The sequence below is a fragment of the Parendozoicomonas sp. Alg238-R29 genome, assembly GCF_947331445.1.
GTDB lineage: Bacteria > Pseudomonadota > Gammaproteobacteria > Pseudomonadales > Endozoicomonadaceae > Sansalvadorimonas.
This window is the reverse complement of the sequence record NZ_CAMZOG010000047.1, coordinates 22,299-36,169: the sequence shown is the minus strand read 5'-3', so window position 1 is coordinate 36,169 and position 13,871 is coordinate 22,299. Positions and strand designations below refer to the sequence as shown.

At 49.1% G+C, this 13,871-nt stretch carries 12 protein-coding genes; 11 read left to right on the top strand and 1 reads right to left on the bottom strand.

From position 1 onward, the window contains the following. Positions 1-74 precede the first annotated feature (74 nt). Both QMA35_RS12830 and QMA35_RS12825 read left to right on the top strand, forming a co-directional pair. Positions 75-293 carry a hypothetical protein gene (locus tag QMA35_RS12830; protein ID WP_281647547.1) on the top strand — a complete coding sequence of 73 codons (219 nt, stop codon included), beginning with the start codon at positions 75-77 and terminating at the stop codon, positions 291-293. After that, entirely contained in the window at positions 290-487 is a 198-nt protein-coding gene (locus QMA35_RS12825) for a hypothetical protein (RefSeq protein ID WP_281647546.1), read from the top strand. Before QMA35_RS12830 ends, QMA35_RS12825 begins: the two co-directional genes overlap by 4 nt. 67 nt (positions 488-554) lie before the next feature. On the opposite strand, the gene gltA is transcribed toward QMA35_RS12825, so the two are convergent. After that, positions 555-1,841, bottom strand: a complete 1,287-nt coding sequence (gene gltA / locus QMA35_RS12820; protein ID WP_281647545.1) for a citrate synthase — start codon at positions 1,839-1,841, stop codon at positions 555-557. Positions 1,842-2,396: 555 nt separating this feature from the next. Between gltA and sdhC the strand changes: the two genes are divergently transcribed. The 9 genes from sdhC (at position 2,397) to sucD (ending at position 13,850) form a co-directional block, all read left to right on the top strand. Further along, positions 2,397-2,771 carry a succinate dehydrogenase, cytochrome b556 subunit gene (gene sdhC, locus QMA35_RS12815; RefSeq protein WP_281647544.1) on the top strand — a complete coding sequence of 125 codons (375 nt, stop codon included), beginning with the start codon at positions 2,397-2,399 and terminating at the stop codon, positions 2,769-2,771. Beyond that, the gene (sdhD, locus tag QMA35_RS12810; RefSeq protein WP_281647543.1) at positions 2,765-3,133 is read left to right on the top strand and encodes a succinate dehydrogenase, hydrophobic membrane anchor protein; all 369 of its coding nucleotides are present in this window, start codon (positions 2,765-2,767) and stop codon (positions 3,131-3,133) included. The genes sdhC and sdhD overlap by 7 nt, the downstream gene beginning before the upstream one ends. 3 nt (positions 3,134-3,136) lie before the next feature. Continuing rightward, a complete protein-coding gene (gene sdhA / locus QMA35_RS12805) occupies positions 3,137-4,909 on the top strand; it encodes a succinate dehydrogenase flavoprotein subunit (protein ID WP_281647542.1) in 1,773 nt (590 codons plus the stop codon). Between the two features lie 14 nt (positions 4,910-4,923). Further along, on the top strand, positions 4,924-5,634 hold the full coding sequence (locus tag QMA35_RS12800) for a succinate dehydrogenase iron-sulfur subunit (protein WP_348650942.1): 711 nt from the start codon (positions 4,924-4,926) through the stop codon (positions 5,632-5,634). Positions 5,635-6,078: 444 nt separating this feature from the next. Next, the gene (locus tag QMA35_RS12795) at positions 6,079-8,925 is read left to right on the top strand and encodes a 2-oxoglutarate dehydrogenase E1 component (RefSeq protein ID WP_281647541.1); all 2,847 of its coding nucleotides are present in this window, start codon (positions 6,079-6,081) and stop codon (positions 8,923-8,925) included. Positions 8,926-8,957: 32 nt separating this feature from the next. Further along, entirely contained in the window at positions 8,958-10,193 is a 1,236-nt protein-coding gene (gene odhB / locus QMA35_RS12790) for a 2-oxoglutarate dehydrogenase complex dihydrolipoyllysine-residue succinyltransferase (RefSeq protein ID WP_281647540.1), read from the top strand. A gap of 36 nt (positions 10,194-10,229) precedes the next feature. Next, complete coding sequence (lpdA, locus tag QMA35_RS12785) at positions 10,230-11,666, top strand: dihydrolipoyl dehydrogenase (protein ID WP_281647539.1); 1,437 nt, start codon at positions 10,230-10,232, stop codon at positions 11,664-11,666. A 145-nt stretch (positions 11,667-11,811) separates the two neighbouring features. Further along, on the top strand, positions 11,812-12,981 hold the full coding sequence (gene sucC, locus QMA35_RS12780) for an ADP-forming succinate--CoA ligase subunit beta (RefSeq protein WP_281647538.1): 1,170 nt from the start codon (positions 11,812-11,814) through the stop codon (positions 12,979-12,981). Then, on the top strand, positions 12,978-13,850 hold the full coding sequence (sucD, locus tag QMA35_RS12775; RefSeq protein ID WP_281647537.1) for a succinate--CoA ligase subunit alpha: 873 nt from the start codon (positions 12,978-12,980) through the stop codon (positions 13,848-13,850). The genes sucC and sucD overlap by 4 nt, the downstream gene beginning before the upstream one ends. Positions 13,851-13,871 lie beyond the last annotated feature (21 nt).

Sequence of the window (13,871 nt, the reverse complement as noted above, 5' to 3'; positions counted from 1 at the left end):
GAAAGCAAATAGTCAGAATACAGTTCGATTAGGTCATTTCTCATGGCGGTAATAATGCCAAACTTTGATGTTCAGTGCGTAACTTCAGTGACCAGTTAATAGGTGGTAGTGGCCATGACTGGCTTGAAGGTGGTCAGGGTGCAGATCACCTTGAGGGCGGTAGTGGTCATGATTATCTTGCGGGCGGTAAAGGTGATGACTGGCTGCTGGGTGGTTCTGGTCAGGATGTGTTTAGTATCGCAGCGAATGGTGGTTATGACACTATTCGTGATTTTGAAGCAGGCAGTTCGTGATTTTGAAGCAGGCAGTGACACTATTTTTGAATGGGCTGGGCTTCGATTCTCTGGATGCTGTGCGGGATGCCAGTGTACAGCAGGAGCGTAATCTTGTGATTAACCTCGACGGGAACAGTTCGCTGACTTTGATTGGTATGCGGGATGATCTGCTCAATGAGCAAAACCTGCAGTGGGATGATCAGCTGGTGTAATTGTTTTCACATAAAAAAATCCCCTACCATTCCTGGTGGGGGATTTTTTTCGCGTTTGAGCTATGGATTAACGATCAGATAGAGGGGTGAAATCACGTTTCGCCGGGCCAGTGTAAAGCTGACGAGGGCGTCCGATACGGTAGCTACCGCTGATCATTTCATGCCAGTGGGCAATCCAACCAGGAGTTCGGCCAGTGGCAAAGATTACAGTGAACATCTCAACCGGGATGCCCAGAGCTTTCAGGATGATGCCAGAGTAGAAGTCTACGTTTGGATACAGCTGGCGATCGATAAAGTACTGATCTTCCAGAGCTATCTGTTCCAGGCGTTTGGCGATCTTCAATTGAGGATCGTTGATACCCAGCTCACCAAGAACCTCGTCGCAGGTTTGTTTCATTACTTTGGCGCGAGGGTCAAAGTTCTTGTAAACCCGGTGACCGAAGCCCATCAGGCGGAATGGGTCATTCTTGTCTTTGGCTTTGGCTACAAACTCATCAATGTTGGATTCATCACCAATTTCGTCCAGCATCTTCAGTACAGCTTCATTGGCACCACCGTGAGCGGGCCCCCACAGTGCTGCGATACCCGCAGCGATACAGGCAAACGGATTGGCACCACTGGAACCTGTCAGTCGCACTGTAGAAGTGGATGCATTCTGTTCGTGGTCGGCGTGCAGAAGGAATATTTTGTCCATGGCGCGTGCCAGAACAGGGTTTACTGCATACTCCTGGCAGGGCGTTGCAAACATCATGTGCAGGAAGTTACCGCCGTAGGACAGATCATTCCGTGGGTACATAAATGGCTGGCCAATGGAATACTTGTACGCCATGGCTGCCAGAGTAGGCATCTTGGAAATCAGGCGGTAAGCGGTGATTTCACGGTGGCGTTCGTTGTTGATGTCCAGGGAGTCATGATAAAAAGACGACAATGCACCAACGAGGCCGCACATGATGGCCATTGGGTGAGCGTCACGACGGAATCCGTTCAGGAATTCAATCATTTGCTCATGAACCATGGTGTGACCCATGATTGTTGATGAGAAGTTATCTTTCTGCTCAGCTGTTGGCAGTTCGCCATAAATCAGCAGATAACACACTTCGAGAAAGTCTGAATTATCAGCCAGCTGTTCAATGGGATAGCCTCTGTGTAAGAGGATTCCCTTGTCGCCATCGATAAAGGTGATTTTTGATTCACATGCTGCGGTAGATACAAAACCCGGATCGTAAGTAAACACACCGTTACCGGTTAGTTTTCTTACGTCTATGACATCGGGTCCAAGAGTTCCGCTGTAAACCGGCAGTTCTAAGGATTCTTCACTACCTTCTATGGTTAGCCGCGCGAGCTTCTCAGCCATGGGCCCTCCTGCTAGTACTGTCTGATTGTGTATTTGCTTTTTTTGTGATTTTTGAGCCTGATGTCGTGTATTTACGTATTTTATTTATGGCTCAGTATGCTTGGTTTTGCCCAACTATAGAGAGATTAATGTTTTTGTCAAACAGGCTGTAGGCTTAGGTGAATAACGCTTTCTCTTTAAAAGTTAATTCCTGCAACGGTCCATCATTGTTTCTGTTTTAATGTTGTTTTTGTCAATAGCAGTTGCAGATATTTTTATGAAAGTTGTTGTTTTGTTTTGGTGCGCAGGCTTTGACCTGGTGCAATACAAGGCATTGATCCTAGTGGTTTATACGGAGGAGCGCCGTTGTAATCAAAAACCGAAATGACTATACTTTCGGCCGAAGTCTGGAGCGTGTAAATACATAGTTTAGGTGTTTCGGGCAGTACTGGTTTGGATAGAGGTTTTTGAAAAGTCAGTTCTTATCGATTATCTAAACAGATATTTCACCTTCAGCACAAAACCATAATTCATGCATAATTCCAAAAGCCCGTTCGGGTTACAGGGTGTCAGACCGTGAATAGCAAGAGACCAGTCAATCTCGACCTGACAACAATAAGGTTGCCCTTACCCGCCTACACATCCATTTTGCATCGTATTTCCGGTGTGATTCTGTTTGTGGGTATTGCCTTCCTTTTATATGGGCTTGATCTCTCGCTGGGTTCCAGGGAAGGGTTTGAGCAGTTTACCGAGTGTCTTACTTCACCAGTTGCCAAGTTTATTACCTGGGGATTGCTGACCGGCCTTGGTTATCATTTTGTTGCAGGTATCAAGCATCTTCTTATGGATGCCGGTATTGGTGAAACGAAAGAGTCCGGAAAAGCCGGAGCGCAGGTAACACTGGTGCTAGGTGTTGCTCTCAGTATTTTGGCGGGGGTGTGGGTATGGTAACTAATATTACCAATCTGTCGCGTAGTGGTCTTTATGACTGGATGGTACAGCGGGTAACCGCCCTTGTTTTGGCCACGTTTACTGTTTTTATGGTGGCCTGGCTGTTATGCACTTCACCTGTCGGGTTTGATGAGTGGAAAGCACTCTTTGACCAGACCTGGATGCGAGTGTTCAGTCTGCTAACGCTGATTTCTTTGGGGGCGCATGCCTGGGTGGGTATGTGGACTATCTCTGGTGATTATCTGAATGAGCGGGCTTTGGGTAAAAAGGCACTGATTTTCCGCTTTCTGTTTCAGGCACTGTGCGGCATTACCATGTTTAGCTATGTGGTCTGGGGTGTTCAGATTCTTTGGGGGTTATAAGGGATGTCGAAGATTCGTACGCTGACATTTGATGCCATTGTTATTGGTGGTGGTGGCGCGGGTATGCGCGCGGCTCTGCAGTTGACAGAGTCCGGTGTGAGCACCGCATGTATTACCAAAGTATTTCCAACCCGCTCTCATACTGTGTCTGCACAGGGAGGGATCACTTGTGCGATCGCCAGTGATGACCCGAATGATGACTGGCGCTGGCATATGTATGACACCGTAAAGGGGTCTGACTATATCGGTGATCAGGACGCTATTGAGTATATGTGCTCAGTGGGTCCGCAGGCGGTTTATGAGCTGGATCATATGGGGCTGCCATTTTCCCGTACTGAAGAAGGGCGCATCTATCAGCGACCCTTTGGTGGGCAGTCCAAGAACTTCGGTGAGGGTGGTCAGGCTGCCCGCACCTGTGCCGCGGCCGACCGTACCGGTCATGCCCTGCTGCACGCCCTGTATCAGGGTAACCTGAAGGGTGGTACTACCTTCTTTAACGAATGGTATGCGGTCGATCTGGTTAAAAATGCCAAAGGTCAGGTGGCGGGTGTTATCGCTATCTGCATTGAAACCGGGGAGGTGGTTTATATCAAAGCCAAGGCCACGGTGATGGCAACCGGTGGTGCTGGTCGTATCTATGCTTCTACTACCAATGCCCTGATCAATACTGGTGATGGTGTTGGTATGTCTCTGCGTGCCGGCTATATGGCCCAGGACATGGAAATGTGGCAGTTCCACCCGACTGGTATCTACGGTGCCGGTACACTGGTAACAGAGGGTTGCCGGGGTGAGGGTGGTTATCTGATCAATGGCGAAGGCGAGCGCTTTATGGAGCGTTATGCTCCAAACGCCAAAGACCTTGCTGGTCGTGATGTTGTTGCCCGTTCCATGGTTATTGAGATTCTGGAAGGTCGTGGTGCTGGTCCGAATAAGGATCACGTACTGTTGAAGTTGGATCACCTTGGGGAGGAAACACTTTCTCTGCGCTTGCCGGGTGTATGCGAGCTCTCCAAGACCTTTGCTCATGTTGATCCTGTCGAAGAGCCCATTCCTGTTGTGCCAACTTGCCACTATATGATGGGTGGTATTCCTACGAATGTTGGTGGTCAGGCATTAATGCGCAATGCCAATGGCGAAGATGAAGTCGTTGAGGGTTTGTACGCTTGTGGTGAGGCTGCTTGTGTCTCTGTCCATGGTGCTAACCGTTTGGGTGGTAATTCACTGCTGGATCTGGTGGTGTTTGGTCGTGCGGCCGGCATTCAGATTAAAAAGAGTTTGGAAGAAGGTTTCGATTCTGTTGATGCCAGTGAGGCTGACATTGAAAGAGCAATGTCTCGATTGAATCGACTGAATAACTCTACATCCGGTGAAAAGGTTGCAGATATCCGGAAAGATCTGCAAAACATCATGCAGTTGCACTTCGGTGTATTCCGTGAAGAAGCGACCATGATTGATGGTCTTAAGAAGCTGGGTGAGCTCAAGGTGCGCCTTGAAAATGTTCATTTGGTTGATAAAAGCCATGCTTTCAATACGGCTCGTATCGAGGCGCTTGAGCTTGAGAACCTTTATGAGGTTGCTTACGCCACTGCGGTTTCTGCGCTTGAGCGGAAAGAGTCTCGTGGTGCTCACGCTCGGAATGATTATCAGGAGCGGGATGATGAGAATTGGTTGGCCCATTCTCTGTATTTTCCTGCAGACAAGACGATTGGCAAGCGTGCGGTGAATTTCAAGCCGAAGACTGTCGAACCGTTCCAGCCGAAGGCACGGACCTACTGAGGAGGGAGCTGAAAATGAGTTTGAAGGTCAGCGTTTATCGCTATAACCCTGAAACGGATGCTGCTCCTTATATGCAGGATCTGGTTGTTGATGTGCCAGAAGGTAAAGACCTGATGGTTCTGGATGTTCTTGCTCTGATTAAAGAGCAAGATGACAGTCTGGTTTATCGGCGCTCCTGTCGTGAAGGTGTGTGCGGCTCTGATGGCATGAACATCAGCGGCACCAATGGCTTGGCATGTATTACACCTCTGTCACAGGCTGTGCGTAAAGGTAAGCTGGTTCTCCGGCCGCTGCCTGGATTGCCGGTTATTCGGGATCTGGTGGTTGATATGGCTCTTTTCTACAAGCAGTATGAAAAGATTAATCCGTATCTGATCAATAATGCCCCTGCGCCAGCTATCGAGCGATTGCAGTCTCCGGAAGAGCGAGAAAAGTTAGACGGTCTGTACGAATGTATTCTTTGTGCATGCTGTTCAACGTCCTGTCCCTCTTTCTGGTGGAATCCAGATACGTTTATTGGTCCTGCCGGCCTGCTTCAGGCGTATCGTTTCCTTGCTGATAGTCGTGATACAGCAACGGAAGAGCGTTTGTCCAAGCTTGATGATCCGTTCAGTGTGTTCCGTTGCCGCGGAATCATGAATTGCGTCAACGTTTGCCCTAAGGGTTTGAATCCAACCCGGGCAATTGGCCATATACGCAACATGCTCCTTGCAAGCGGTACCTGATGAAGAAATCCCCGGTTAACCGGGGATTTTTTTGGTTGTTAGGTATGGTATTGGTGCATTTTTGCGATTGTGTGAAAAAAGGATACAGAAAACCGTTACTTAACAGGTGATTTGTGTAGGTGATAGTGCCTATAATTGGCGACAGATTTACGGCAAATGTCCAATAAGCTTGGCCTTGCCTGATTTGGGTTTGATTGCTGCACTTATGAAATGTGGTTAGCAATACGGTATTTACCAGAGACGGTCTTAGATAGCAGCTTATTCTGCATCCAGAACTACAAGCGTCTCGTAAGGTTTAACCAACAGGGGCTTCCGGGCACAATCCGGGCTATCTGTAGGAACCGGCAAATGACAGAGCATATTTCGATCTGTTCGCCCGTCATTTAACGATTAGTCGTGCCTGCTGGCAGATAGTGTGCCCCTCCATTTGGGGTGATAGAGATAATGCAAGATGGTGTCATGCAGCGGATGTGGCAAACTGCCCATATATCCGGGGGGAACGCTGCATATGTAGAAGAACTGTACGAACGCTATCTGCGTGATCCTAATGCAGTGCCTGAACAGTGGCGTGATTATTTTGCTGGCCTCCCTCAGGTCAGTGGCGCGACTGCTAATGATATTCCTCATTCAACTGTCCGGGAAAACTTCCTTCATCTGGCTCAAAGTCGTCAGCGGCGACAGCCTGTGGCAGCGAGCTCTGTCAGCAGCGAACATGAAAAAAAGCAGGTTCTTGTTCTGCGGCTGATCAATGGTTATCGGGTGCGTGGTCATCAGAAAGCCAAGCTTGACCCTCTGGGGTTGATGGTTCGTAAAGATATTCCTGATCTTCAGTTAGAGCACCATGGTTTGACTGAAGCCGATCTTGACACTCCTTTCCAGACGGGTTCTCTCTTCATTGGTAAAGAAGAAGCAACCCTTGGGGAAATTTGTGAGGTTCTGGAATCAACCTATTGCAGTTCGATAGGTGCTGAGTTCATGCATATTGTTGATACGGAACAGCGTCGCTGGTTCCAGCAAAAACTGGAAAATGTCCGTGGACGCCCGGAGATGAGTGCTGATGCACGCATGCATTTGCTGGAGCGATTGACAGCTGCAGAAGGTCTTGAAAAATACCTTGGTACTAAATTCCCTGGAACCAAACGCTTTGGCCTTGAAGGGGGCGAGTCCCTTATTCCAATGCTGGATGAAATGATACAGCGTACCGGGGCAGGATCTGTCAAAGAAGTTGTTATCGGAATGGCTCACCGTGGCCGTCTGAATGTTCTTGTGAATATTCTCGGTAAAAACCCTTCCGATCTGTTTGATGAGTTTGAAGGGAAAATTAATCTTCATTCTCTGAATGGCTCCGGTGATGTGAAATACCATCAGGGCTTTTCTTCCAATGTGATGACTCCAGGTGGCGAAGTTCACCTCGCACTGGCTTTTAACCCGTCTCACCTTGAAATTGTCAGCCCTGTTGTTGAAGGTTCTGTGCGTGCTCGCCAGGATCGTCGTGAAGATATACAGCGTGAGCAGGTATTACCTATCTCTATTCATGGTGATGCGGCTTTTGCTGGTCAGGGGGTGGTGATGGAAACATTCCAGCTATCCCAGACCCGTGCTTATGCAACGGGCGGCACTATTCACATTGTTATAAACAATCAGGTTGGATTTACTACCAGTAAGCGTGAAGATGCCCGCTCTACGGAATATTGCACAGATGTAGCCAAAATCGTTGGTGCACCCATTCTGCATGTGAATGGCGACGATCCTGAAGCGGTTATTTTTGCGACCAAGCTGGCAACAGATTATCGTAAAGAATTCAAGAAAGACGTTGTTATTGATCTTGTCTGCTATCGTCGTCGCGGTCATAACGAAGCGGATGAACCCTCTTCAACTCAGCCGATGATGTACAGCCAGATCAAGGTGCAGGATACCACGCGTACTTTGTATGCGAGGTCTCTGGTTGAGAGTCTGGTGATTTCCGAAGAGCAGAACAATGGCATGGTTGAGGATTACCGTACGGCTCTGGATAATGGTCAGCATGTAGCCAAGAGCCTGGTGCGTGAACCCAACACGAACCTCTATGTTGACTGGACACCTTATCTGGGTCACGAGTGGACGGCACTTCACGATACGCGTGTTGCTTTAGGAACATTGCAGGAGCTTGGGCAGTCTTTGTCTCAGGTTCCGGAAGGTTTTGCCTTGCAGCGGCAGGTTGGAAAGATAATTGATGACCGTCGTAAAATGGCTGCCGGTGCGTTACCCATTAATTGGGGTATGGCCGAATTGCTGGCGTATGCTTCTCTTCTGATGGAAGGAAACCCTATACGATTAACGGGGCAGGATGTTGGTCGCGGTACTTTCTCCCACCGTCATGCAGTTCTTCACAGTCAGAAAGATGGTGCGACTTGGGTTCCTCTTGCACATCTGTCTGATGAGCAGCCACCCCTGCAAATCTATGACTCTGTACTGTCTGAAGAAGCGGTATTGGCCTTTGAGTATGGTTATGCCACGACTCAACCCAACTCGTTGGTGATTTGGGAGGCTCAGTTTGGCGATTTTGCTAACGGTGCGCAGGTTGTTATTGACCAATTTATTACTAGCGGTGAATCCAAATGGGGGCGCCTGTGTGGCCTGACCATGTTGCTGCCTCACGGCTACGAAGGTCAGGGGCCTGAACACTCATCTGCTCGTCTTGAGCGTTTCCTGCAGCTGAGTGCTGAGCATAATATCCAGGTTTGTGTGCCAACAACACCTGCTCAGGTGTTCCACATGTTGCGCCGCCAGATGTTGCGTCCTTTACGCAAGCCTCTGATTGTATTTACCCCCAAAAGCCTGCTGCGTCATAAGTCTGCAGTTTCTTCCTTGGAAGATCTCGCAGAGGGAGCGTTCCACACAGTCCTGCCTGAAGCTGATGCGTTGGAAAATAGCCAGGTTACCCGTCTGGTAATTTGTAGCGGTAAGGTTTATTACGATCTGCTGGATAAACGCCGGGCTGAAGAGCTTACTCATATCGCTATTATTCGCGTTGAGCAGCTCTATCCCTTCCCTGAGGATGACTTGAAAGGGATTATGGATGCGTATCCTGATTTGACTTCCGTTGTTTGGTGCCAAGAAGAACCCATGAATCAGGGCGCTTGGTACTGCAGTCAACATCATATGCACCGGGTTGTTGCCGGTCATACTAATAAAAAACTTGCACTTACTTATGCTGGCCGCCCTGCGTCGGCAGCGCCTGCCTGTGGCTACATGTCCATGCATGTTGAGCAGCAGCAGAAGCTGGTTGCAGATGCACTGGACCTGAATTAAGCAGCACTGGAGCAAAAGGAATCTGATTGATTATGGCTACTGACATTAAAGCACCAACATTTCCGGAATCTGTAGCTGACGGAACTATTGCTACCTGGCACAAACAGCCTGGTGAAAGCTGCAAGCGCGATGAACTGCTGGCGGATATTGAAACCGACAAAGTTGTACTCGAGATTGTTGCCCCGGCAGATGGCGTATTAAAAGAAATTCTGAAGGGGGAGGGGGAAACCATTCTCAGTGAAGAGTTGATTGGTCGCTTTAGCGCTGGAGAGACTGGGGACGCTCCTGCCGTTGCCGCAGCTCCGGCAACTGCTGAGGTTTCTTCAGCTACACATTCTGATCCGGTTCTCAGTCCGGCTGCCCGCAGGGCCGCTGAAGAGTTGAATGTGAATCCCGGTGCCGTGTCCGGCACAGGGAAAGACGGGCGTGTGACAAAAGAGGATGTTCTGGCTTTCGCTAAAGGGGGCAATACTCCTGTTGTTGCGGCTCCAGAACCTGCTGCACAGGCTCCGGCTTCTGTTGCTCCCAAGTCTCAGCCTTCTCCAATGGCCCCTGTATTTGATGGGGAGCGTGTAGAGAAGCGTGTCCCCATGACCCGTATACGGGCGAAAGTTGCAGAACGCCTGGTAGAAGCCCAGCAAACTGCGGCTATGTTGACCACATTTAATGAAGTCAACATGAAGCCAATTATGGACCTTCGTGCGCAATACAAAGACAAATTTGAGAAGCGTCATGGCGTGAAGATGGGCTTTATGTCTTTCTTCGTTAAAGCCGCTGTAGAAGCCTTGAAGCGCCAGCCTGTGGTAAATGCTTCCATTGATGGTAACGATATTGTATATCATGGCTATCAGGATATCGGCGTAGCGGTTTCCAGTGATCGTGGCCTCGTTGTACCTGTGTTACGCAACGCCGAAAGCATGGGACTTTCTGATGTAGAGTCGACAATTCGGGAATACGGAACCAAAGCCCGAGACGGAAAGCTCTCCATAGAAGACATGACTGGCGGTACTTTTACCATCTCTAACGGCGGTGTGTTTGGCTCTTTACTATCTACACCTATTCTGAATCCTCCGCAGGCTGCCATCCTGGGAATGCACAAAATTCAGGAGCGCCCAATGGCTGTGAATGGAGAGGTAGTGATACTGCCAATGATGTATCTAGCGCTTTCTTATGACCATCGCTTGCTGGATGGCAAAGAAGCCGTAACCTTTCTGGTTACTATGAAGGAACTCCTGGAAGACCCTGCCCGTATACTTCTTGATGTTTAATGGCAGGGCTGACGGTTATTACTTGGAAATGAAGATATGACAGATAAGTTTGATGTAGCAGTTATCGGGGCAGGCCCGGCTGGTTATGTCTGCGCAATTCGTGCAGCCCAGTTGGGGTTGAAAACGGTATGTATTGATAAATGGGTTGATGATAAAGGTAAAGCCAAACTGGGTGGAACCTGCCTGAACGTTGGCTGCATTCCTTCCAAGGCCCTTTTGGATACTTCCCATAAGTTCCATGAAGCTCATAGAGGCTTTAAAGCTCACGGGATCTCGCTGGATAACCTGGATATTGATGTTCCTGCCATGATTAAGCGCAAGGACAAGGTTATCAAGCAGATGAATATGGGTATCAGTGGCCTGTTTAAGGCTAATGGTGTTGAGGCTGCTTTAGGTACCGCTAAAGTTTTGGCTGGTAAACAGATTGAGATAACTGCTGAAGATGGCAGTGTTTCGGTCATTTCCGCAGAAAACATTGTTATTGCAACGGGTTCGGTGCCCATTGAAATTCCACCGACACCATTGGATAACGACATTATTGTGGATTCTACTGGTGCACTTGAGTTCAGTGAAGTGCCTGGCCGTCTGGGTGTTATTGGCGCTGGTGTCATCGGGCTTGAGCTGGGTAGTGTTTGGTCCCGGCTTGGATCAAAGGTCACTGTGCTTGAAGCGCAGGAGTCTTTCCTGGCACTTGCAGATCAGCAGATTGCCAAAGAGTCCGCCAAGATTTTCAAAAAGCAGAAGCTCGATATTCGTCTCAGTGCTCGGGTTGTTGGTTCTGAAATTAAGGGCAATGAAGTTGAGGTTCGCTACCTTGACACTGCCGGTGAAGAAAAAACCGAAACCTATGACAAGTTGATCGTTTGTGTCGGTCGACGCCCTTATACTGAAAATCTGTTCGCTGCCGATGCTGGTATCAACCTTGATGAGCGAGGCTTTGTCTTTGTTGATGATCAGTGTCGTACGGATGTCCCTGGCGTATTCGCAATCGGTGATGTGGTGCGTGGGCCGATGCTGGCCCATAAGGGCTCTGAAGAAGGCGTTATGGTTGCTGAGCTGATTGCTGAAAAGGTTGCTCAGGTTAATTATGAGCTGATTCCTTCGGTTATTTACACTCATCCAGAAGTCGCTTGGGCGGGTAAAACTGAAGAAGAAGTTAAGGCCAGCGGCGAAGAATATAAGGTGGGTACCTTCCCATTTGCTGCTATTGGTCGTGCAGTGGCAGCCAGCGAAAGTGACGGCATGGTCAAAGTTATTGCTGATAAGGCAACTGATCGGGTTCTGGGTGTTCATGCTGTTGGCCCATGTGCTGCGGAACTGGTTCAGCAAGGTGTAATTGCCATGGAATTCAGTGCCAGTGCAGAAGATCTGCAGTTGACCATGTTTGGTCATCCGACTTTTGGTGAAGCGCTTCACGAGGCAGCGCTGGCTGTTGATGGCCATGCTATCCATATGCCTAATCGCAAGCGTTAATCAATAAGAAAGCTATAGGGTGAAGCTCCAGTCGCCATTCGTCAGGGTAGGGTGGCTGGGTTGCTTTGCAGAGGGGGAAGGGGAGAGGAACTCCCCCGACCGATAATGATAAGGGTCGCGCCCCGCGCGCAGACAGGGTATTTGAATGAATCTGCATGAATATCAGGGTAAGCAGTTATTTGCTGCCTATGGTCTTCCGGTTTCGACCGGTTATGCTTGCGACACGGCTGATGAAGCTGTTGCTGCGGCTGACAAGATTGGAGGAGATATCTGGGTTGTTAAGGCCCAGGTTCATGCTGGCGGTCGTGGTAAAGCCGGTGGTGTAAAGCTTGTAAAAAGCCGCGATGAAATTCGTGCTTTTGCTGAGCAATGGCTGGGGCAGCGTCTGGTGACTTACCAGACAGATGAAAAAGGCCAGCCTGTTGCAAAAATTCTTGTAGAAAGCTGCACAGATATTGCTAATGAGCTGTATCTCGGTGCTGTAGTTGATCGCTCCACGCGCCGTATTGTCTTCATGGCTTCGACTGAGGGTGGTGTTGAGATTGAAAAGGTTGCTGAAGAAACTCCTGAGAAAATTCTGAAGGCTGAGATTGATCCTTTGGTAGGTGCGCAGCCTTATCAAGGACGTGATCTTGCATTCAGACTTGGCCTTGATGCCAAACAGGTAAAACAGTTCACCAAGATTTTCCTTGGTCTGGCTAAGCTGTTTCAGGATCATGATCTGGCATTACTGGAAATCAATCCGCTGGTTATCACCGATGAGGGTGACCTCCACTGCCTGGATGCCAAACTCAATATCGATAGTAATGCTATCTACCGCCAGCCCAAGCTGAAGGCTATGCATGACCCTAGTCAGGAAGATGCTCGGGAAGCTCACGCAGCGTCCTGGGAGCTGAACTATGTGGCTCTGGATGGCAATATTGGCTGTATGGTTAATGGTGCTGGTCTGGCTATGGGTACCATGGATATTGTGAAGCTCCATGGTGGCGATCCGGCGAACTTCCTGGATGTTGGCGGTGGTGCTACCAAAGAGCGGGTAACTGAAGCGTTCAAGATCATTCTTTCTGACGACAATGTGAAAGCTGTTCTGGTAAATATTTTTGGTGGTATCGTTCGTTGCGACCTGATTGCCGAAGGTATTATCGGTGCGGTGAAGGATGTTGGTGTTAAGGTTCCAGTTGTTGTTCGCCTGGAAGGCAACAATGCTGAGAATGGTTCAAAACTTCTGGCCGACAGTGGTCTGGATATTATTGCTGCCACTAGTCTGACAGACGCTGCGCAGCAGGTAGTTAAGGCAGCGGAGGGCCAGGCATGAGCATCCTGATTGATAAAAATACCAAAGTAATCTGCCAGGGCTTTACCGGTTCTCAGGGTACTTTCCACTCTGAGCAGGCTATCGCTTACGGTACGCAAATGGTTGGTGGTGTGACACCGGGCAAGGGTGGCCAGACACATCTTGGTTTGCCTGTATTCAATACCGTTGCTGAGGCTGTAGAAACTACAGGCGCGACTGCGAGTGTTATTTATGTGCCTGCAGCTTTCTGCAAAGATTCCATTCTTGAAGCAGCGAATGCTGGTGTTGAGCTGGTTGTTTGCATCACTGAAGGTATTCCAACTCTGGATATGTTGGAAGCCAAGGTGAAGTGTGACGAGCTGGGCGTAACTCTGATTGGCCCTAACTGCCCGGGTGTTATTACTCCTGGGGAGTGCAAAATCGGCATTATGCCTGGTCATATTCACAAGCCAGGTAAAGTGGGTATTGTTTCCCGCTCCGGAACCCTGACTTACGAAGCTGTTAAGCAGACCACTGACTTTGGTTTTGGCCAGTCTACATGTGTCGGTATCGGTGGTGACCCTATTCCGGGTTCCAACTTTATCGATATTCTGGCTCGCTTTGAGAAGGATCCAGCGACTGAAGCGATTGTTATGATCGGTGAAATCGGTGGTACTGCAGAAGAAGAAGCTGCAGCTTATATCAAAGAGCATGTGACTAAGCCTGTCGTGTCTTACATCGCAGGTGTAACTGCACCTGCCGGTAAGCGTATGGGGCATGCCGGTGCAATTATCTCTGGCGGCAAGGGTACAGCGGACGAGAAGTTTGCTGCGCTGCAGGATGCTGGCGTGAAGACTGTTCGTAGTCTTGCCGATATCGGTGAAGGCCTGAAAGAAATTACCGGTTGGTGAGTTTTTGGGTCTAATAAAAAC